Raw genomic sequence first — 17,886 nt, 5'->3', positions numbered from 1 at the left:
GCAGGCCGGCCGGTACTGCCGCCAGGTCGGCTTCGGTGCGGATGACCGCATGCGGCGCGCAGGGCACGCCCGCACGGCTGAAATGGGCCTTCTCGTCGGCACGGTCCTGGCAAATTGCCACCGCGTCACCCGCGGGCGCCACCGGCCGGCGCTCGGCCAGCACCCGCAGCGACTGGGCAGGCACGTTCTCGAATTCAGTCGTCACCGCGTCGGCCACATCGGCCAGCAGCGCCAGCCCGACCGGGTCCAGGTAGTCGGCCTGGATGTGGCGGTGCGAAACCAGCCCGGCCGGGCTGTCCGGGTCCGGGTCCAGCACTGCTGTGCGGTAGCCCAGGGCCTGGGCAGCGTGCACGAACATGCGGCCCAGCTGGCCGCCGCCCATCACGCCCAGCGTGGCCCCAGGCAACAGAGGCCGATCGGCTCGCGGCTGGGTCATTGCAGGTCCTGGGTCATCGCCCGCGCAACTTCGGTCTGGCGCACACGGAAGGCGGCCAGCTGCTCGCGCAGCGCGGCGTCCTGGTTGGCCAGCATCGCGACCGCGAACAGCGCGGCATTCGCTGCACCGGCGGTGCCGATGGCGAAGGTCGCGACCGGAATGCCCTTGGGCATCTGCACGATGGAATGCAGCGAGTCGACCCCTTGCAGGTGGCGGCTGGCGACCGGCACGCCGAGCACCGGCACCAGCGTCTTCGCAGCCAGCATGCCCGGCAGGTGGGCCGCACCGCCGGCACCGGCGATGATGGCCTGCAGGCCGCGCGCCTGCGCGGCCTCGGCATAGGCGAACATCTCGTCCGGCATGCGGTGGGCCGAGACAACACGCGCCTCATGGGCGATGCCGAACTCGGCGAGAATCTGGGCCGCGGCCTTCATGGTTTCCCAGTCGCTGGACGACCCCATGACAATGCCAACCACGGGCGAGGCGCTGTTCATCAAGGCTTCTGACTCCGGATCACACAAAACACGGATTTTAGGCTGCGCTTGTTTCCAGCCGGTGAGGCCTCATTTGCGACCCTGCCGCCAGTGGCCTGAAGAGGACCGTCAAACCGTCTGAAAGCAGCGCCCGGTCTGCGCCCTCCGCCAGCTTTTCCAAGAACACCATGATCGACATCACCATTGAGAATTTCCAGGCCGAGCTGATCGAAGCCTCGATGCAGCAGCCGGTCCTGCTGGACATCTGGGCGCCCTGGTGCGGGCCGTGCAAGTCACTCAGTCCGGTGCTGGAAAAGCTGGAGACCGACTACGAAGGCCGCTTCCTGCTGGCCAAGCTCAACAGCGACGAACAGCCCGAGATCGCCGGCCAGCTGAGCCAGGCCTTTGGCGTGCGCTCCATCCCCTTCTGCGTGATGTTCTCGCAGGGCCAGCCGGTGGACGGCTTTGTCGGCGCGCTGCCGGAAGCGCAGATCCGCGAGTTCCTCGCCAAGCACGTGCCGACCGAGCACGAACTCGTTGCCGAGGCCGAAGTGGAAGAGGCCGAGCAGCTGATGGCCGAAGGTGGCGACGTGCAAGACGTGCTGGCCAAGCTGCAGGAAGCCGTTGCCATCGACCCGGCCAACGACACCGCCCGCCTGGACTACCTGAAGCTGCTGCTGAGCCTGGCAGGCGACGAGCCGGCGCGCATCGCGCAGGCCCGCCACGCCTTCGAGCCGGCCGCGGCCAAGGTGTTGTCCGACACCCGCTTCTCCGCCGTAGAGCATTGGCTGAAGGCGGCCGAGGCCATGGCACAGGCCCGCCCTCGGGCCGAGCTGGACGCCGCCATCGCGGCGAACAAGCGTGACTTCGATGCACGCTTCGAGCGCGCCCAGCAACTGCTGGTCGCCGGCGAGCCGACCGCGGCCATGGACGAGCTGCTGGAGATCCTGATGCGCGACAAGGCCTGGAACCAGGACCTGGCGCGCAAGACCTATGTCGCCATCCTGGAGTTGATGACCAAGCCCGCGCCCAAGGCCGCCGCCGAGGCCGCCACCAAAGGCACGCTGGAAATCGCCGGCAAGGCCGCCGTGACCTCGTCCGACCCGGTGCTGGACCAGTACCGGCGCAAGCTCAGCATGGTGCTGTTCTGACCGGCTGATGCACTCGGCCTGCCGAGTGCATCAGCCCTTCAAATGACTTCTCGCAGCGTCGTGGCGAGGGTCTCGCGCATCGACTGCTGGTGCACTTTGTGCAGCGCCAGCGACTCCTCGGCGCGAGCCTGGTGCACCGCCGCTTCGTCGGGCAGCTGGCAAGCGCCAAACACCCGGGCCAGGCGGGCATGGGTCGCCGCCCAATCGTCGGCATCGAACTGCGAGGCCAGGCCGCGCTCGGCCTGGCGCGCATCCCGCAGGCCTTCGGCCAGGCGCTGGCTGCACACATGGCACCAGGCCCGGTCGGCCAGGAAACGGGGCTCGCGGTAAGCCATGCCTTCGCTGCGGGCGCGGCCCAGGTAGGCATCGAACAAGGCCACGGCCTCGTCGAAACGGCCCAGCACGACAAGCAACTGCGCGCGCAGCTGGATCGGCACCATCGCCGTCAGCGCCACGGCACCTGCGCCCCAGTCGTAATTCGCGGTGGACTCGGCTTCCAGCAAGGCCTTGGCGGCCACGTCCAGGTCGGTGTGGCCAAAGGCATCGTCAAGCCCGATGCGCGCCGAGCGCATCGCCGAGATGTTGTGCAGCAGCGCGCTGATCATCGAGCCGTCGCCATCGGCGCTGGCATGGGTGCGGGCCTTCAGGTACCAGACCTGCGAGGCCTCGTCGTCACCCGCGAAGCGGTAGGCGTCTGCCAGCACCAGCCCGGCACGGGCGCGGGCGCTGTGGTGGTCGGGTGCGGCCAGTTGCAGCGTCTCCAGCAGCTGCCCTGCCATCTGCGTCATGCTGGATTCGTTCCAGCTGCAGCTGGCCAGCCATGCCGAAGCCAGGGCCTGCATCGCGGTGTCTCCGGCCTCCATCGCCAGCTCGCGGCTGCGGCGGAACTTGTCCTTGGCCTTGGGCGCCAACGCCTCGAAGTGGTCGATCTGCCCGTCCACCAGCCAGACCCACGCACTGAGCCGCGCCGAGCGCCGGCGCTGGCTCTGGGTGCGCAGCCCCGCCAGGGCAAAGCGGGCATCGGCCAGCAGGCCGTGGCGAGCCAGCGCGCCGGCACGTTCAGCCTTCAGGCATTCACGCTGGACCGGGTCATCGGCGCTGACAATCGCCGCGTCCAGCCGCTCGATCAGACGGGAGGCCATTGCAATGCGCCCCGCTTCAGCCGGTGAGGCGCTCGAGCGCCTCGCGGTACTTGGCGGCCGTGTGCGCCACCACCTCGGCCGGCAGCGCCGGTGCCGGTGCGGTCTTGCCCCAGGGCTTGCCGTCCACCGTGGCCTGCTCCAGCCAGTCGCGCACGAACTGCTTGTCGTAGCTGGGCGGGTTGATGCCTTCCTGATAGCCCTCGACCGGCCAGTAGCGCGAGGAGTCGGGCGTCAGCACCTCATCCATCAGCGTCAGCGTGCCGTCGGCGTCCAGGCCGAACTCGAACTTGGTGTCGGCAATGATGATGCCCTTGGTCAGCGCAAAGGCGGCAGCCTCCTCGTAGAGGCGGATGGCGACCTCGCGCATCTTGGCCGCCAGCTCGGCGCCGATCTGCTTTTCCATCTGCGCAAACGAGATGTTCTCGTCGTGCTCGCCCATCTCAGCCTTGGTGGCCGGCGTGAAGATGGGTTGCGGCAGCTTGGAGGCGTTTTTCAGGCCAGCCGGCAGCTTTTCGCCGCAGACCGACTGGCTTTCCTGGTATTCCTTCCAGCCCGAGCCGGCCAGGTAGCCGCGCACCACGGCCTCAACCGGGATCGGCTTCAGACGCTTGACCAGCATCGCCCGGCCCTTGACCTGCGCGACTTCATCGGCCGCAACCGCCGACTCCGGCGCGTCGCCGGTCAGGTGGTTGGGCACCACGTGGCCCAGCTTGTCGAACCAGAACAGCGCCATCTGCGTCAGCAGCGCGCCTTTGCCCGGAATCGGTTCGGCCATGATGACGTCGAAGGCCGACAGGCGGTCCGAGGCAATCATCAGGATGCGGTCCTCGCCGACCACATAGTTGTCTCGCACCTTGCCACGGGCCAGCAGAGGAAGGGAATGCAGGGAGCTTTCGTGCAGCGCGTGGTCCATGAAAAATCTCAGGTGAACAACAGGCGATTGTAAAACCGCCCGCGCGGCATGGGCTCTGCCGGCGGGCGGTTTCGCGAATGCAGCCTAACAGAGAGGCCGCGGCGCAAGCCTGTCAGTTGACGGTCTGCGCCAGTTCGCCCAGCGCGTAGCGGCGGGCCACTTCCACCAGCGGCACGGCCTTGATCTTGCCCGCCTGGCCTTCGCAGCCAAACTCCAGGTAGCGCTGCTTGCAGACCTTCATTGCCGCCTCACGGGCCGGCTTGAGCCATTCGCGCGCGTCGAACTTGTCCGGGTTCTCGGCCAGGAACTTGCGCACCGCGCCGGTCATCGCCAGGCGGATGTCGGTGTCGATGTTGATCTTGCGCACGCCGAACTTGATGGCCTCCTGGATCTCCTCGACCGGCACACCAAAGGTCTCCTTCATCTTGCCGCCGTACTGGTTGATCTGCGCCAGCAGCTCCTGCGGGACGGAGGAGGAACCGTGCATCACCAGGTGGGTGTTGGGAATGCGCTTGTGGATTTCCTTGACGCGGCTGATGGCCAGGATGTCACCGGTGGGCTTGCGGCTGAACTTGTAGGCGCCGTGGCTGGTGCCGATGGCAATCGCCAGCGCGTCCAGCTGCGTGGCCTTGACGAACACCGCCGCCTCTTCCGGGTCGGTCAACATCTGGCTGTGGTCCAGCTTCACGTCGGCGCCAATGCCGTCCTCCTCGCCAGCGTCGCCGGTCTCCAGGTTGCCCAGGCAGCCCAGCTCACCCTCGACCGTGACACCGACTTTGTGCGCCATCTCGACCACGCGGCGCGTCACGTCAACGTTGTAGTCGAACGAAGCCGGCGTCTTGCCGTCCTCGCGCAGCGAGCCGTCCATCATCACCGAGCCAAAGCCCAGGTCGATCGCACCCTGGCAGATCGCCGGGCTCTGTCCATGGTCCTGGTGCATCACCAGCGGGACTTGCGGCCAGGTTTCCACGGCCGCCTGGATCAGGTGCTTGATGAAATGCTCGCCGGCATATTTACGGGCGCCGGCACTGGCCTGCAGGATCACCGGCGCGTTGACTTCGGCCGCGGCCGACATCACGGCCTGCACCTGCTCCAGGTTGTTGACGTTGAATGCCGGGATGCCGTAGCCGTTTTCGGCGGCATGGTCCAGCAGCTGGCGCATGGAAACGAGAGGCATGGTCTGCTCCGAGAGAGTGAAAAATCCTGAGGGCGGGCCGGCGGCAGAAGGCTGCCCGCGGCAGTCCTGCACTCTTCGTAACCACGCCGTAACTCGCCAAATTCTAACGACCGCAGGGCACTGACGGGTGCCGAAGCCCCCAGTTCTTGGGCGGCGGCCCGATGGCAACTGCGCCATATCGCCGCAAATCCCGTGCCTTTCCCCGCCTTTTCCGGCGCTGCCCATCGGCTTGGCCGGGCAAAACTTGAGCCCAATCTCGTTCAAGCATGTTCACAGGGCGCCCGTGCGCCGGAGAAGTCCCATGGCCCGCACCGATCTCGCTTCCGCCACCACCTGGATCACCTCGCTGGTGCAGCGGCACCCCAGCGGCCTGGCGCAAGCCGTGGCCGCCCGCGCCGGCTGCTCTCTGGCCAAGGCGCGCCGGCTGGTGCACCAGCTGACCGAACTGGGCTGGCTGAAGCGCTCCGGCCCGCTCAACCGGCCGCAGTTCGAGGCTGGCCCCATGCGCCAGATCGTGCAGCGCTACCCGCTGCAAGGCCTGGACGAAGACCGTCCCTGGGCGCGCGACTTTGCGCCGCATTTCTCGCTGCCCGCCCATGTGCGCGAAATGATGCAGCACGCCTTCACCGAGCTGCTGAACAATGCCATTGACCACAGCGAAGGCACGCAGGTCGCCATCTCGCTGCGCCAGACGAACAACCATGCCCAGTTGCTGGTGTCGGACGACGGCCGCGGCCTGTTCGACAAGATCCGCGAAGGCTTCGACATCGAAGACCCGGCCGCCGCGATGCTGGAACTGAGCAAGGGCAAGCTGACCAGCAGCCCGCAGCGCCACACCGGCCGCGGCCTGTTTTTCACCTCTCGCCTGGCCGACGTGTTCGATCTGCACGCCAATTCGCACGCTTTCCAACACCGAGAGTGGCGCGAATCGCACTGGGTGCAGGGCAAGGCCATGCGCCAGAGCGGCAGCGCGGTCTATCTGGCGATTGCACTGGACACCTCGCGCACGCTGGAGCAGGTGATGCGCTCGGCCAGCCTGGACGGCGAAAGCTATGGCTTCGAACGCACCACGCTGCCGCTGCGCCTGCTGACCGGCGAACACGTGGCCCTCGAATCCCGCTCGCAGGCCCGCCGCGTCGCCGCCCGCCTGGGCCAGTTTAAGCAGGCCGAGCTGGACTTCAGCGGTGTCGAGCGCATTGGCCAAGGTTTCGCCGACGAACTCTTCCGCGTCTTTGCCCGCGACCAGCAGCAAGTCGAACTGCAGATCCGCAACGCGAGCAGAAATGTGGCCGCGATGATCGCGGCGGTTCAAGCCAGCTGAAATCAGCGGACCATGCAGACTTTCAACATGTTCGTACCGCCGGGGTGGCCCATCGGCTCGCCGCAGGTGATCGCGTAGGTGTCGCCCGGCTTCAGCGCGCCACGTGCCACCAGCAGGCGTTCGGCTTCGGCCAGGGCCTGGTCGCGGTCGGTGTGGGTGGGCATCAGGATCGGGCGCACGTTGCGGTAGAGCGCCATGCGGGTCTGCGAGCCGGCCTTGCTGGTCAGGCCGTAGATCGGCACCTTGATGCGGTAACGGCTCATCCACAGCGCCGTCGAACCCGATTCGGTCAGCGCGATGATGGCCTTGCAGCCCAGGTGGTGCGCGGTGAACAGCGCGCCCATCGCAATCGACTGGTCGATGCGGCCGAAGCGCTTGTTGGTGAAGTCGGCGTCCAGCCGCACGTCGTCGGCGCGCTCGGCTTCCAGCGCGATCTGCGCCATCTGCTCCACGGTTTCCACCGGATAACGGCCGGCGGCGGTCTCGGCGCTCAGCATCACCGCGTCGGTGCCGTCCAGCACGGCGTTCGCCACGTCGCTGACCTCGGCGCGCGTGGGCACCGGGTTGACGATCATCGACTCCATCATCTGCGTGGCCGTGATGGCGATCTTGTCCATCTCGCGGGCCATGCGGATCATGCGTTTTTGCAGCGCCGGCACCGCCGCGTTGCCCACTTCCACCGCCAGGTCGCCGCGCGCGACCATGATGCCGTCGCTGGCCTTCAGGATGGCTTCCAGGTGCGGGATGGCTTCGCTGCGCTCGATCTTGGCGATCATCGCCGGCTTGTGGCGCCACGGTTCGCCGGCCACATTGGCCAGCTGGCGCGCCATTTCCATGTCGGTGGCATTCTTGGGAAAGCTCACGGCCAGGTAATCGCATTGGAAGCTCATCGCGGTCTTGATGTCTTCCATGTCCTTGCCGGTCAGCGCCGGCGCGGTCAGGCCGCCGCCCTGCTTGTTGATGCCCTTGTTGTTGGACAGCTCGCCGCCGATCTTCACCAGCGTGAAGACCTTGTCGCCCTGCACGCGGTCGACCGTCAGCACGATCAGGCCGTCGTTGAGCAGCAGCACGTCGCCGGGCTTCACGTCGCGCGGCAGTTCCTTGTAGTCAAGGCCCACGCCTTCGATGTCGCCAGGCTCGGTGCGGGCCGCATCCAGTACGAACGGCATGCCGTTCTCCAGCATCACCTTGCCCTGCTCGAACTTGCCGACGCGGATCTTCGGGCCCTGCAGGTCGGCCATCAGCGCAACCGTCTTGCCGACCTTGGCGGCGCACTGGCGCACCAGGTTCGCACGGTCTATGTGGTCTTGCGCCTTGCCGTGGCTGAAGTTCAGCCGCACCACGTCCACGCCAGCCTGCAACAAGCGCTCCAGGACCTCCGCGTCACTGGAAGCTGGGCCAAGGGTGGCGACGATTTTGGTGGCACGGGACATGAAGCGGTCTCCTGAGGGGGGCCTCATTATCCGCAGCCGCGGGCGCTTGGCGTTACAAGCGAATTACCAACGCAAAACGGTGAAGCCGCGGACCGCCGCCGCGCGGCCGGTCCGCGCCCATTTCACTTCGCTGCGGCGCGCTGCGCAGCCACGTCGGCCACCGCCAGCGCGGTCATGTTGACCACGCGGCGCATCGTGGCCGAAGGCGTCAGCACATGCACAGGCGCCGCGGCGCCGAGCAGGATCGGGCCGACCGTCACGTTGTGGCCGCTGGTCACCTTCAGCACGTTGAACAGGATGTTCGCGGCGTCGAGGTTGGGCATCACCAGCACGTTGGCACTGCCGCTCAGCGTGCTCTCGGGCAGGATGGCCTGGCGGATGTCTTCCGACAGCGCGGCGTCGCCGTGCATCTCGCCATCGCACTCGATCTCGGGCGCACGCTGCACGAAGAGGTCGCGCGCGGCACGCATGCGCTTGGCACTGGGCCGGGTCGACGAGCCGTACATCGAGTGGCTGAGGAAGGCCAGTTTGGGTGGCAGGCCGAAGCGCTGCACTTCTTCGGCGGCCATCAACGCGATGTCACACAGTTCCTCGGCCGACGGGGCTTCGTTGACGAAGGTGTCGGTGATGAACAACGTGTGCTGATCCAGCATCAGCGCATTCATGGTCGCCATCGTCGTGATGCCGGGCCGCGGCCCAATCACCGCCTTGACGTGTTCGAAGTGGCCATCGAAGCGGCCCACCAGGCCACACAGCATCGCGTCCGCATCGCCGCGGCGCAGCAGCATCGCGCCGATCAAGGTGTTGGAGCGGCGCAGCGCCGCCTTGGCCGCCTCGGGCGACACGCCGTCGCGGCCCATCAGCTTGTGATAGTCCTCCCAGCAGGCGCGGTAGCGCGGGTCGTCTTCAGGGTCCACTACCTCGAAGTCCACACCCGGCTTCAAGCGCAGGCCGGCGCGCTCGATGCGCATCGCGATCACCGCCGGGCGGCCGATCAGGATGGGCTTGGCCAGGCCTTCGTCCAGCACCGCCTGCACCGCACGCAGCACACGCTCGTCTTCACCCTCGGCATAGACCACGCGCGCCGGCTGCAGCTTGGCCGCGGCGAACACCGGGCGCATGAACATGCCGGTCTGGTAGACGTAGCGGCTCAGCACGTCGCGGTAAGCGTCCATGTCGGTGATCGGCCGGGTGGCCACACCGGAGGCCTCTGCCGCCTTGGCCACGGCCGGGGCGATGCGCAGGATCAGCCGCGCGTCGAACGGCGTCGGGATCAGGTATTCCGGGCCGAACTTCAGCTCCTTGCCGGCATAGGCCGCCGCCACTTCGTCGGACGCCTCGGCCTTGGCGAGTGCTGCGATCTCGCGCACGCAGGCCAGCTTCATCTCTTCGGTGATGCGCGTGGCGCCGCAGTCCAGCGCGCCGCGGAAGATGTACGGGAAGCAGAGGACGTTGTTGACCTGGTTCGGGTAGTCCGACCGGCCGGTAGCGATGATGCAGTCCGGCCGCGCGGCCTTGGCCAGCTCGGGGCGGATCTCCGGCTCCGGGTTGGCCAGCGCCAGGATGATGGGCTGAGTGCCCATCTTCTTGACCATCTCGGCCGTCAGCACGCCGGCGGTGGAGCAGCCGAGAAACACGTCCGCGCCCTCGATCACGTCGCCCAGCGTGCGGGCCAGCGTGACCTGGCAGTAGCGCTGCTTGGACTCGTCCAGCTTGCCGCTTCGCGCATCCTCGCGCTCGCTCTGGATCACGCCCTTGGAGTCGCAGACGAAGATGTGCTCGCGCTTCACGCCCAGGCCAACCATCACATCCAGGCAGGCAATGGCCGCGGCGCCAGCGCCGGACACCGCCACCTTGACCTCGCCGATCTGCTTGCCCACCAGTTCCAGCCCGTTGAGCAGCGCAGCGCTGGAGATGATGGCGGTGCCATGCTGGTCGTCATGGAAGACCGGGATGTTCATGCGCTCGCGCAGCTTCTTCTCGATATAGAAGCACTCGGGCGCCTTGATGTCTTCCAGGTTCACGCCGCCCAGCGTCGGCTCCATCGCGGCAATGATCTCGACCAGCTTGTCCGGGTCGTTCTCGGCCAGTTCAATGTCGAACACGTCGATGCCGGCGAATTTCTTGAACAGGCAGCCCTTGCCTTCCATCACCGGCTTGCTGGCCAGCGGCCCGATGTTGCCCAGGCCCAGCACCGCCGTGCCGTTGGTCACCACGCCGACCAGGTTGGCGCGCGAGGTGTACTCCGCTGCCAGCGACGGGTCTTGCTCAATCGCCAGGCACGGATAGGCCACGCCCGGGGAATAAGCCAACGACAGGTCCCGCTGGTTCAGCAGGGCCTTGGTCGGCGTGACCGCGATCTTGCCGCGGGTCGGGCTGCGGTGATACTCGAGCGCGGCTTCGCGCAGGGCCTGTTCGGCGGGGGACAAGGAAGGCTTGGTCATGGACACAGCAGGTGAGGAACAGAAGCGTGGGTGCGCCTGGCCCAACGCCAAGTGCATCCACCCCAATCTATCCCTGCAAAACCGGCGGCCCTAAGGGAAACCCACAATCATGCGAAAAATGCATGAGACCATGCACAAGGGCACCCCACATTGACCATGACGTTGGTGGTTTCAGGAAAGGTGGCCGGCAGCGGCAGTTTCCCGCCTCATCGCATCAGATCCAACACATTTGCTGAAGCTCTCGAAAGTAGGCGAGCCCTGCGTTGCAGACGGCCAAACCACCGGAGACTCAGCGCTCTGCCTTGTGGGCAGGGCTGAGGCCACATGCCGAAGCCGATACCGGCGCAGTATGAGCCCATGACTGCGACAAGCGGCCGAACATTTTGGCAAGATCCTCACCCGGACCCGCGTCCGGCGAAGTGCAGGAAACGCCGTCAAAACTCGTCAAATCGAAGCGGCCATTCGACGTCTTCTTGAACAAGCGGCTGTCCTGAGATTCAGCACCATAAGCCAGCACGCCAATGCGGCGGTGCTCGAGATAGCCCAGCAGCGTCCGCACAACACCAACAGGCGCCACTTCGCACATGCGTGCGAAGTGGCTCCACTCGGTCGCCACCACCACATGGTCGTCCGCAAAGCGGCCAAAGTAATCATCCCATTCCGGCACGCTGTTCATGTCCGCTCGAATGTAGGGGTGTACGCCATAGATCACTTGGCGCAAAGGATCCTTCAACTCAGGCGCCCCCGAGAGACGGCGACCACCATTCATGCCGTCGACCAGGACCACGTTCTGGGCACCTTGGGCGCGCAGCGCATCGATGATGGCCTGGTGCCCTTGACGCCAACGCTCCCACTCCACCGAATCCGGCCGAGTCACGCTTTGGGGTTCGTTGAACAATTCGAACACCACGCCGAGGTCATCGCTGAAGCGTGGGGCCAGTGCTTGCCATGCCCGTAGGCTGGACGGCCCTGGCATGGTTTCCACCGCGTGCACCTTCGTGCGCCCTTGCCATTGCATCAGCAAAAACACCGTCAGGCCACGGTCCCTGGCCAGCTTCACGGCAGCAGCCAATTCATCCTGATAGTCAGGCTGGTACTGCCGTGACTGGGGATCAAGGAACGGCATGCCGACCGCGTACCTGACCGAATCCCCCGCAATGCGCGTCACCATCTCCATGTTGGCGGCGCCAAACGAAGACTGAGCAGCCAATGTATCGGGGTCGCTGTTCCATTTTGCGGGAATGACTCGACCGTAGAAATTCAAGCCCGAAGGTACCCAGGGACGGCAATCGCGCAGCAACTCGCGGCCATCACGCACGCTCACCTGTCCCGTGGGGGCAGCCAACGCAGTAGAAGCGCAGATCAGGCCGACCACCAATGCGCTGGCCAAGCCTTTGAGCGTCCTGGTGACGCTTGCGGTTCGGCAAAGATGATGAGGAAAGGTCACAACGCCGCTCCAGTTTGAGCCGACAGGTTAGTCGACCACCGGGGCGGAACTGCGCTTCTCCCTCGGAGTTGAAGGGGCGAGGGGCCGGTTGCGGCCCCTCGCGCTTATGCCATTGCGCGCTTGCTCAGGATCTCGAAGGCCGGCAGGGTCTTGCCTTCCAGCACTTCAAGGAAGGCGCCGCCACCGGTCGAGATGTAGCCCACATCCTTCTCGATGCCGTACTTGGCGATGGCCGCCAGTGTGTCGCCGCCGCCGGCGATGCTGAAGGCGTCGCTGTCGGCAATCGCGCGGGCAATGGTTTCGGTGCCGTGAGAAAAGGCCTCGAACTCGAACACACCGACCGGACCGTTCCAGACGATGGTGCCGGCGGCCTTCAGCTGCGCGGCCAGCCTGGCGGCGGTCTCGGGGCCGATGTCCAGGATCAGGTCGTCGTCGGCCACGTCGGTCGCGGCCTTGACGGTGGCCGGCGCGTCAGCGGCAAAGGTCTTGGCGCAGACCACGTCTGTGGGGACCGGCACCGCGGCACCGCGTGCCTTCATCGCCTCGATCACCGCCTTGGCCTGGTCCACCAGGTCCAGCTCGACCAGGCTCTTGCCGATCTTCAGACCGGAGGCCAGCAGGAAGGTGTTGGCAATGCCGCCGCCGACGATCAGGCCGTCCACGTTCTTCGCCAGCGACTGCAGGATGGTCAGCTTGGTCGAGACCTTGGAGCCGGCGACGATGGCCACCAGCGGGCGCTTCGGGTTGGCCAGCGCCTTGTTGATCGCGTCGATCTCGGCGGCCAGCAGCGGGCCGGCGCAGGCGATCTTGGCGAACTGGGCGATGCCATAGGTCGAGGCCTCGGCGCGGTGCGCTGTGCCAAATGCATCGTGCACGAAGATGTCGCACAGCGCGGCCATCTTCTTCGCCAGCACTTCGTCGTTCTTCTTCTCGCCCTTGTTCACCCGGCAGTTTTCCAGCAGCACGACCTGGCCCGGCGCGACGTCCACACCATCGACCCAATTGGCCTCCAGCTTGACCTCCCGGCCCAGCAACTCGCCCAGGCGCACGGCCACCGGCGCCAGCGAATCCTCGGGCTTGAACTCGCCTTCGGTCGGGCGGCCCAGGTGGCTGGTGACCATCACCGCGGCACCGGCCTTGAGCGCCAGCTCGATGCAGGGCACCGAAGCGCGGATGCGGGTGTCTTCGGTGATGTTGCCCGACTTGTCCTGCGGCACGTTGAGGTCGGCGCGGATGAACACGCGCTGGCCAGAGACCTTGCCCTGGTCCACGAGGTCTGCAAAGCGGATGACGTTCATGGTGGTGTGATGGTTGAAGTGAAGGGAGGAAATACGGGCCGTGCTCACCAGCCCAGCGTGAGCCGCAGCGTCAGCAGCACCACGGTGCCGCAAACGATGGTGCCGAGGATGCCGCGGCGCCACCAGAACCACAGCGCGCCGGCCGCAGCGGCGAACAGCCGCGCGTCGCGCCAATCATGGATCATGTGGCCTTGCGTCATCACCGTTTCCGGCACGACGACCGCCACCAGCGCAGCCAGCGGCGCGTAACGCAGCGCCTCGCGCAGCCAGGCGGGAATGGGCACCTCGCGCTCGGGCAGCAGGAAAAAGCCACGCGTCAGCACCGTGATCAGCGCGAGTCCGATCAAGGCAATCACAGCTTCCCAGGTGCTCATGTGCGGTCCCCGGGATTGGCCACCGCCACCGGTGCGGACGGCGCCTTGAAGTGATCCAGCAGCACGCCGATGGCAATCGCCGCGGCAATCGCGGTGACGATGTTGAGCTTCAGCGGCAGCGAGTAGGCTGCCACCGAAGCGCAGCCGGCCACGGCGGCGGCGAGCCAGGTCGCGCGGTCAGACAGCAGCGAGCCCGTCAGGCCCAGCAGCGCCAGCGTGCCGGCGAAGCCCAGGCCCCAGGCGGTGGGGATGGTGTCGGCCAGGAAGATGCCCAGCAGCGACAAGATTTGCCAGGCCAGCCAGTTGACCACCGCGCCGCCCCAGAAATAAGGCAGTTGCTCGGGCGAAGGCTTGGGCTCGGGGAAACGCCGCATGAAGCAGACGTAGTTCAGGTCGGCCGTGAAATAGGCCTGCCACATGCGCTGGCGCCGCGGCAAGTGGCCGAAATAAGGCCGCCAGCCCGCACTGAAGATCACGAAGCGCAGGTTCACGCAGATCGCCGTGGCCCAGACGACCCAGATCGGCGCGCCGGAAACGATCAGCGGCAGCGTGGCCAGCTGCGCGCTGCCGGCGAACACCAGCAAGGACATCAGCACCGACAGCGGCACGCCCAGGCCGGTTTTGACCATCGCCACGCCGGTCACCAGACCCCAGGCCGCGATGCCCAGCGCAATGCCCACCATCTCGTGTGCACCACGCCGGAATTCAGGATGCCGCCACAGCGGCTCAGAAACGCTCATGCCGCCATTGTCCTATGGACCCTGGCAGCCGGAATTTCAGGCCGGCATCTGCCTGCGGGCCTGACCAACCGCCCGCGCCCCATCAGAGCGCTGCGCGACGCATCAAGCCTCAGGCAGGCTTCTTGACCCAGGCGTTGCACCAGCCGTTGGCATGGACCTGCTTGCGGCCGAACATCGCGCAGCCGGCCCATTCGTCGCTGGCTGCGCCCTGGAAAAGGCCGCAGTCCACGCAGCGTTGCGAGGCCTGGTGCTTGGGGAATTTCGCGCCGTCCACCTTGCTGGTGTCGTGCTTATAGCCCAGCGCGGCCGAGGTTTCGTCGGCTTCGTCCACATGCACCGGCGCGGCCAGCGCGGAGGCCGGCAGCGCCACGCTGGCGCCCACAGTGCCCAGCGCCTGGATCATGAAGAAACGGCGGGAAGAAAGTGAAAAGGGGGAGTTCATGCTGCAAGCTCCAGCCGGACCGGCGCGCGGCCCGGCGAGGGGGGCATCCAGCGATGCCCCCGGGTTCAATCCCTGCGGAAGGGAAACGGGAAAGGCCATGCGCCTGCGGGTCAGCCTCTAGCCCTTGGGCAGCTTGAACACCCACATCATCCCGCCCTGTTCGAGGAAGTTGACCTTCTTGGCCACTTCCCCGCCCCACAGCGGCACTGCACCACCCCAGCCGGAAGCAACGCCCACGTACTGCTCGCCGTTCTGCTGCCAAGTGACCGGCGGCGCCACCACGCCGGAGCCGGTCTGGAACTGCCAGACGACCTTGCCGGTCTTGGCATCGGCCGCCTTCAGGTAGCCCTCTGGCGTGCCCCAGAACACCAGGTTGCCGCCGGTGGTCAGCACGCCACCCCACAGCGGCGCGCTGTTCTTCACCTCCCAGACGATCTTGCCGGTCTTCGGGTCCATGGCGCGCAGCGAGCCGATGTAGTCCTCGTTGAGCGGCCGGATGGTGAAGCCCGCACCCAGGTAGGCCGCGCCCTTCTTGTAGGCCACGGGCTCGTTCCAGATCTCCATGCCCCATTCGTTAGACGGCACGTAGAACAGCTGCGTGTCCGGGCTGTAGGCCATCGGCATCTGGTTCTTGCCGCCCAGGAAGCCGGGCGCGGAGAAGACTTCGCTGCCCTTCTTGCCGTCGCCCACAGTCGGGTCACCGGGCCGGTTCTCGGCCACGAAGTTCGGGCGCCCGGTGGCCAGGTCCACACCAGTGGCCCAGGTGATCTTCTTGACAAACGGGAAGGCGTTGACCAGCTTGCCGTTGTTGGCATCGATCACGTAGAAGAAGCCGTTGCGATCGGCCTTGCCGCCGACCCGCTTGCCATCCATGTCGAAGGTGATGAACTCGTTGGCGCCGTCGAAGTCCCAGCTGTCGTTGGGCGTGCCCTGGTAGTGCCACTTGATCTGGCCGGTCTTCACGTCGATCGCGACGGTGGAGCAGGAGAAGAGGTTGTCGCCCTTGCGCAGGTGGCTGTTCCATGGCGCCGGGTTGCCGGTGCCGAAGTAGGCCAGCCCCGTCTTGCGGTCATAGGTGCCGCCCAGCCAGGTGGCCGCGCCGCCGGTCTTCCAGAGGTCGCCCGGCCAGGACTGGTTGGTGGTGCCGGAGATGCCGTTTTCCTGCTTGTTGCCATCCTTGTCCCAGAGGTACCCCATGTGGCCTTCGACCGTCGGGCGGGTCCAGACCAGCTTGCCGGTGCGCGGGTCGCGCGCTTCGACGCGGCCGACCACGCCGAACTCGCCACCGGACACGCCGGTCAGCAGCAGGCCCTCGGCAATGATGGGCGCAGCCGTGGCGGAGTAGCCGGCGGCGTAGTCGTCGATCTTGGTCTTCCAGACCAGGTCGCCGGTGTCCTGGTTCAGCGCGACCAGCTGGGCGTCCAGCGTGGCGAAGATGACCAGCTTGTCGAACAGCGCTGCGCCGCGGTTGACCACGTCGCAGCAGGGCATGATGCCCTCGGGCAGGCGGTGCTCGTACTTCCACAGCTTCTTGCCGGTGGCCGCGTCCAGCGCGAACAGGCGCGAGTAGGACGCGGTGACGAACATCTTGCCGTTGTAGATGACGGGCTGGGACTCCTGCCCGCGCTGCTTTTCGCCGCCAAACGAGAAGGCCCAGACCGGCGTCATCTTGCCGACGTTGGCAGTGGTGATCTGCTTGAGCGGCGAGTAGCGCTGGCCTTGCGGCGTGCCTCCCCAGCTCAGCACATTGCCCGAGGCCGAAGACTCGGTTTCGATCATCTGATCGGTCACGCCGGCGGCATGGGTGCTGGCCGCCGCGGCCAGCCCGATGCACATCAACAGGTTCAAGAGAGTCGGTCGCATGTTGTCTCCACGTGGGGTGAGCGCCGCCCGGTGGACCGGGCCGGCGGCGCAGTTGCGCGCTGCTACACAGCGCAATGTCTGTGCCACTCGGCCGGGGCCGGAGGGGGTTTGCCAGACGGTGGTTTTCCACGCACGTCACCCGGGTTTCCCCCGCCAGCTGTGCCACGCTTGCACAGTCAGGTGTGTCATGCCGGATGTGCCAGGCCGGGTATTCCGGCGTGGCGCTGCGCCACACTGGCTCAGGCCGTGAGCCCGGGCCAGCCTGGTGACACCCAGCGCCGCCCGGCCTTGTCCACGAGCAGCAGTTCGACCGACCATTCCCGTGCCAGCGTGACGGCCCGCCGCGGCCCGGCCATGAAGGCGACCTTGGTGAAGGCGTCCGCCAGCGCGCCTTCGCGGGCCAGCACCGCCACCTCGGCCACTTCGGGTGGCAAATCGCCGCTGCGCGGGTCCAGGATGTGGTGGTGGCGAAAGTCCGGCGGGAAGCAGCTGGGGTTGTCGGCCGAGGTGGCCAGGCAGGCCTCCTGCAGATCCAGCCCATTGATCCAGGCCGCGGCATCGCGCGGGTCGGCCAACGCCAGGTGCCAGGGCTGGCCGGCAGGGTTGCGGCCACGGCCGGCCCACTCGCCACCATCGACCAGCGCCTGCGTGATGCCGTGCTGCTGCAGCAGGGTTGCGGGGGCATCGGCGCCGTGGCACGGGCCAGGCCGGAGGCCAGGGCACTGGCGCCGGCGCCCAGCGCGCCGCAGGAATTGGTGACGGCGCATGTCAAGCTCCTCCTGGCGCGCCGGCGCGATGTTGTCGCCCACCACCTGTTCGCGGCGGTGCGGTGAATACGGTGGCGCCTTGCCCGGAATGGCGGTGAAGGCCAGGTGCTCGAAACCGGGGATCACGAAGCTGGCGCAATGCTGCTCACCGCTGACCGCAACCATGTGCACAGGGAGCAGTTGCAGTTCCACTGCGGGAACCCGCCGCCCGCGCCGGAGCCGAGCACAAGGATTTTCATGAGGGGCCATGGCCAGGTGTGGAGGTGGCGACGGCATCAGCGCAGCGATGTGCATCGTGATTTCGAAGCCGAAGCGCAGGTCTCCGCAGGCGGGGGTGGTCCAGGCCATGGGATGTCTCCATCTGCAAAGCCCGTGCCGAAACACCCGGGATCAGGCCGGGCCGGGGGTTATCCTCGGAAAGCAGCCCAGGCCACGCCTCTGCGGCGCCAGGACCGCGGGGTTGCC

Annotated in this window: 15 protein-coding genes and 2 pseudogenes; 2 read left to right on the top strand and 15 right to left on the bottom strand. The window is 66.8% G+C overall.

Features of this window, described 5'->3' with window-relative positions; all coding sequences use genetic code 11:
• Together FKP22_RS05140 and purE are read right to left on the bottom strand one after the other, a co-directional pair.
• Nucleotides 1–436: pseudogene (locus tag FKP22_RS05140) on the bottom strand (5-(carboxyamino)imidazole ribonucleotide synthase); the annotation flags it as partial.
• The gene (gene purE, locus FKP22_RS05135; protein WP_141285834.1) at nucleotides 433–930 is read right to left on the bottom strand and encodes a 5-(carboxyamino)imidazole ribonucleotide mutase; all 498 of its coding nucleotides are present in this window, start codon (nucleotides 928–930) and stop codon (nucleotides 433–435) included. The gene purE and the pseudogene FKP22_RS05140, both read right to left, overlap by 4 nt.
• Nucleotides 931–1,097: 167 nt before the next feature.
• On the opposite strand from purE, the gene FKP22_RS05130 reads away from it, so the two are divergent.
• A complete protein-coding gene (locus FKP22_RS05130; RefSeq protein ID WP_141285832.1) occupies nucleotides 1,098–2,060 on the top strand; it encodes a tetratricopeptide repeat protein in 963 nt (320 codons plus the stop codon).
• 38 nt (nucleotides 2,061–2,098) lie between these two features.
• On the opposite strand, the gene FKP22_RS05125 is transcribed toward FKP22_RS05130, so the two are convergent.
• From FKP22_RS05125 to fba, 3 genes are all read right to left on the bottom strand, one after another.
• A complete protein-coding gene (locus FKP22_RS05125) occupies nucleotides 2,099–3,202 on the bottom strand; it encodes a hypothetical protein (protein WP_141285830.1) in 1,104 nt (367 codons plus the stop codon).
• Between the two features lie 16 nt (nucleotides 3,203–3,218).
• Nucleotides 3,219–4,115 carry a phosphoribosylaminoimidazolesuccinocarboxamide synthase gene (locus FKP22_RS05120; protein ID WP_141285828.1) on the bottom strand — a complete coding sequence of 299 codons (897 nt, stop codon included), beginning with the start codon at nucleotides 4,113–4,115 and terminating at the stop codon, nucleotides 3,219–3,221.
• Between the two features lie 112 nt (nucleotides 4,116–4,227).
• Nucleotides 4,228–5,292: a class II fructose-bisphosphate aldolase gene (fba, locus tag FKP22_RS05115; protein WP_141285826.1), complete on the bottom strand. Its 1,065-nt coding sequence runs from the start codon at nucleotides 5,290–5,292 to the stop codon at nucleotides 4,228–4,230.
• A 301-nt stretch (nucleotides 5,293–5,593) separates the two neighbouring features.
• On the opposite strand from fba, the gene FKP22_RS05110 reads away from it, so the two are divergent.
• Nucleotides 5,594–6,613 carry an STAS-like domain-containing protein gene (locus FKP22_RS05110; protein ID WP_141285823.1) on the top strand — a complete coding sequence of 340 codons (1,020 nt, stop codon included), beginning with the start codon at nucleotides 5,594–5,596 and terminating at the stop codon, nucleotides 6,611–6,613.
• A gap of 2 nt (nucleotides 6,614–6,615) precedes the next feature.
• On the opposite strand, the gene pyk is transcribed toward FKP22_RS05110, so the two are convergent.
• From pyk to pqqA, 10 genes and pseudogenes are all read right to left on the bottom strand, one after another.
• The gene (gene pyk, locus FKP22_RS05105) at nucleotides 6,616–8,046 is read right to left on the bottom strand and encodes a pyruvate kinase (RefSeq protein WP_141285821.1); all 1,431 of its coding nucleotides are present in this window, start codon (nucleotides 8,044–8,046) and stop codon (nucleotides 6,616–6,618) included.
• Nucleotides 8,047–8,168: 122 nt separating this feature from the next.
• Nucleotides 8,169–10,490 carry an NADP-dependent malic enzyme gene (locus FKP22_RS05100; protein ID WP_141285819.1) on the bottom strand — a complete coding sequence of 774 codons (2,322 nt, stop codon included), beginning with the start codon at nucleotides 10,488–10,490 and terminating at the stop codon, nucleotides 8,169–8,171.
• Between the two features lie 289 nt (nucleotides 10,491–10,779).
• The gene (locus FKP22_RS05095) at nucleotides 10,780–11,880 is read right to left on the bottom strand and encodes a cellulase family glycosylhydrolase (RefSeq protein WP_141285817.1); all 1,101 of its coding nucleotides are present in this window, start codon (nucleotides 11,878–11,880) and stop codon (nucleotides 10,780–10,782) included.
• Nucleotides 11,881–12,041: 161 nt separating this feature from the next.
• Nucleotides 12,042–13,235 (bottom strand): phosphoglycerate kinase, encoded by a 1,194-nt coding sequence (locus tag FKP22_RS05090; RefSeq protein ID WP_141285815.1) that lies wholly within the window; start codon nucleotides 13,233–13,235, stop codon nucleotides 12,042–12,044.
• Between the two features lie 44 nt (nucleotides 13,236–13,279).
• A complete protein-coding gene (locus FKP22_RS05085; RefSeq protein WP_141285813.1) occupies nucleotides 13,280–13,609 on the bottom strand; it encodes a branched-chain amino acid transport AzlD family protein in 330 nt (109 codons plus the stop codon).
• A complete protein-coding gene (locus FKP22_RS05080; RefSeq protein WP_141285811.1) occupies nucleotides 13,606–14,349 on the bottom strand; it encodes an AzlC family ABC transporter permease in 744 nt (247 codons plus the stop codon). Before FKP22_RS05080 ends, FKP22_RS05085 begins: the two co-directional genes overlap by 4 nt.
• Nucleotides 14,350–14,458: 109 nt before the next feature.
• The gene (locus FKP22_RS05075; protein ID WP_141285809.1) at nucleotides 14,459–14,791 is read right to left on the bottom strand and encodes a high-potential iron-sulfur protein; all 333 of its coding nucleotides are present in this window, start codon (nucleotides 14,789–14,791) and stop codon (nucleotides 14,459–14,461) included.
• A gap of 117 nt (nucleotides 14,792–14,908) precedes the next feature.
• Nucleotides 14,909–16,654, bottom strand: a complete 1,746-nt coding sequence (locus FKP22_RS05070; RefSeq protein WP_141285807.1) for a PQQ-dependent methanol/ethanol family dehydrogenase — start codon at nucleotides 16,652–16,654, stop codon at nucleotides 14,909–14,911.
• A 239-nt stretch (nucleotides 16,655–16,893) separates the two neighbouring features.
• Nucleotides 16,894–17,586, bottom strand: a complete 693-nt coding sequence (locus tag FKP22_RS05065) for an FAD:protein FMN transferase (protein WP_231010256.1) — start codon at nucleotides 17,584–17,586, stop codon at nucleotides 16,894–16,896.
• A gap of 120 nt (nucleotides 17,587–17,706) precedes the next feature.
• Nucleotides 17,707–17,769, bottom strand: a pseudogene (gene pqqA / locus FKP22_RS34235) (pyrroloquinoline quinone precursor peptide PqqA); the annotation flags it as partial.
• Nucleotides 17,770–17,886: the final 117 nt, after the last annotated feature.

The organism is Ideonella azotifigens, from assembly GCF_006519715.1.
Classification (GTDB): Bacteria; Pseudomonadota; Gammaproteobacteria; order Burkholderiales; family Burkholderiaceae_C; genus Ideonella; species Ideonella azotifigens.
The sequence above is the reverse complement of the archived record's forward strand: the minus strand, read 5'-3'. Positions and strand labels throughout refer to the sequence as shown.

What these genes read in the sequence shown, in the direction of transcription:
- purE (WP_141285834.1), bottom strand. Translation starts at nt 930, where the DNA reads ATGAACAGCGCCTCGCCCGTGGTTGGCATTGTCATGGGGTCGTCCAGC.
- FKP22_RS05130 (WP_141285832.1), top strand. Translation starts at nt 1,098, where the DNA reads ATGATCGACATCACCATTGAGAATTTCCAGGCCGAGCTGATCGAAGCC.
- FKP22_RS05125 (WP_141285830.1), bottom strand. Translation starts at nt 3,202, where the DNA reads ATGGCCTCCCGTCTGATCGAGCGGCTGGACGCGGCGATTGTCAGCGCC.
- FKP22_RS05120 (WP_141285828.1), bottom strand. Translation starts at nt 4,115, where the DNA reads ATGGACCACGCGCTGCACGAAAGCTCCCTGCATTCCCTTCCTCTGCTG.
- fba (WP_141285826.1), bottom strand. Translation starts at nt 5,292, where the DNA reads ATGCCTCTCGTTTCCATGCGCCAGCTGCTGGACCATGCCGCCGAAAAC.
- FKP22_RS05110 (WP_141285823.1), top strand. Translation starts at nt 5,594, where the DNA reads ATGGCCCGCACCGATCTCGCTTCCGCCACCACCTGGATCACCTCGCTG.
- pyk (WP_141285821.1), bottom strand. Translation starts at nt 8,046, where the DNA reads ATGTCCCGTGCCACCAAAATCGTCGCCACCCTTGGCCCAGCTTCCAGT.
- FKP22_RS05100 (WP_141285819.1), bottom strand. Translation starts at nt 10,490, where the DNA reads ATGACCAAGCCTTCCTTGTCCCCCGCCGAACAGGCCCTGCGCGAAGCC.
- FKP22_RS05090 (WP_141285815.1), bottom strand. Translation starts at nt 13,235, where the DNA reads ATGAACGTCATCCGCTTTGCAGACCTCGTGGACCAGGGCAAGGTCTCT.
- FKP22_RS05085 (WP_141285813.1), bottom strand. Translation starts at nt 13,609, where the DNA reads ATGAGCACCTGGGAAGCTGTGATTGCCTTGATCGGACTCGCGCTGATC.
- FKP22_RS05080 (WP_141285811.1), bottom strand. Translation starts at nt 14,349, where the DNA reads ATGAGCGTTTCTGAGCCGCTGTGGCGGCATCCTGAATTCCGGCGTGGT.
- FKP22_RS05075 (WP_141285809.1), bottom strand. Translation starts at nt 14,791, where the DNA reads ATGAACTCCCCCTTTTCACTTTCTTCCCGCCGTTTCTTCATGATCCAG.
- FKP22_RS05070 (WP_141285807.1), bottom strand. Translation starts at nt 16,654, where the DNA reads ATGCGACCGACTCTCTTGAACCTGTTGATGTGCATCGGGCTGGCCGCG.
- FKP22_RS05065 (WP_231010256.1), bottom strand. Translation starts at nt 17,586, where the DNA reads ATGGTTGCGGTCAGCGGTGAGCAGCATTGCGCCAGCTTCGTGATCCCC.